The following is a 1,438-nucleotide window of genomic DNA, read 5'->3' on the forward strand; positions in this document are numbered from 1 at the left end:
GGGTCTAAGTCAAATCGTATTGGTAAGACCTTTTACTAAGAATCATACCTTAATTGGTATGGTTCTTTTTCTTTATGCTCTTATAAGCTGAATACGCATAAAGAAATGCATTTGATTCTTAAACCCAAAACAACCACGCTTTAATGCCTTGATTTTTCGATTGATTCCTTCAAGAGGACCGTTTGAATAACTGTATCTACTACTGTTTAGAACATATGATAAATTCTTTTTTAGAGTGTTCATGGCAATGTCCATAGGACTGCCATTTCTTTTGTAATGCGTTATAGCTTTGCTTAACGCATCGATATCATTATTTCTTATAGCTTCTAAAACTGATTGATAGGCCTCATAGCTGTGTTTGAAATCATCACTTTGGTTAAGTCCTAAATCAACGATATTCTGTTGTGTAGAATATTCTCCCAAACCTCTGTAATACCTGGAATCAGCCGCATTTAACGATGATTCTTGCATGTGGAATATTTTCCATTCAGATTTTAGTACCTTATATTCTCTGGAAAAATGATTTAATCCAGAGGTAGCGAGGAGTCGGGCTTTATCTAAGGCACGACTTACAAGTTGTACTATATGGAATCTATCTACAATGATCTCGGCATTTGGAAACAAACGGTGAACAATGGTTTGATATTGGGCGTTTAGATCAAGTGTTATCGTTCTTACTAACTGTCTTTCTTGTTTTGAATATTGGTTCAAGAAAAACTCAGTAATGGATTTATTCAAACGGTTGGACAGTAGTCCAACTAGTTTGTGATCATTATCTGCATCACAACAGATAAAAGACATATCAGAACCGGTAGATCTAAATTCATCAAAGCAGAGATTTACTGGTAAAACTTTAGCAGATTGTCGAAAAGTAATATTGTCATAAAGCGAACGACTGACAGTCGTCGCTGAAACCCCAACTATTTTTGATATTTCTTTGATTGTGAGAGAATCCTTAGCTAATTGAACAATTGAGTTATTAAGAGCAACAGTTACATTTTTGCCAGCTAATAATTGAGGACTGTGAGACAAAGTCGTTGTGTGACAGTTGTTACACAAGAATCTTTGTCTTTTGAGATTGAGTCTGATGGCTTTGCCATTTAGACTCAATAGAAAATGCTTAGTAGATTTAAAACCATATTTGATCATGTTAAAACCACAATTTGGACAATTGAAAGGAGCATAAGTTAGCTTCGCTCTTACCTCAAAACGATGGTTTTGGTTGATGCAATCGATTATTTTAATATTAGTGTCTGTTATATTTAGCAACTTTAGGATAAAATCATTTTGGGACATAATAATACCTCTTTATATTTTTTGATTTTCGTTTGGCGGCAAAAATCGTGGGTATAAAGGATATTATAGATGTCCTTTTTTGATTGGTATAAAAAAATCGTGTCCGTAGAATTAATCTACCAACACGATAAAGTTTAGAACC

General features: G+C 34.0%; 1 protein-coding gene. It reads right to left on the reverse strand.

The genetic code is table 11. The features are described 5' to 3' along the window. Positions 1–72 precede the first annotated feature (72 nt). On the reverse strand, positions 73–1,296 hold the full coding sequence (locus FC97_RS10710) for an ISL3 family transposase (RefSeq protein ID WP_054644021.1): 1,224 nt from the start codon (positions 1,294–1,296) through the stop codon (positions 73–75). Between the last annotated feature and the right edge of the window lie 142 nt (positions 1,297–1,438).

Origin of the sequence: Companilactobacillus kimchii DSM 13961 = JCM 10707 (assembly GCF_001435445.1) — a bacterium.
In the GTDB taxonomy this organism is placed as follows: domain Bacteria; phylum Bacillota; class Bacilli; order Lactobacillales; family Lactobacillaceae; genus Companilactobacillus; species Companilactobacillus kimchii.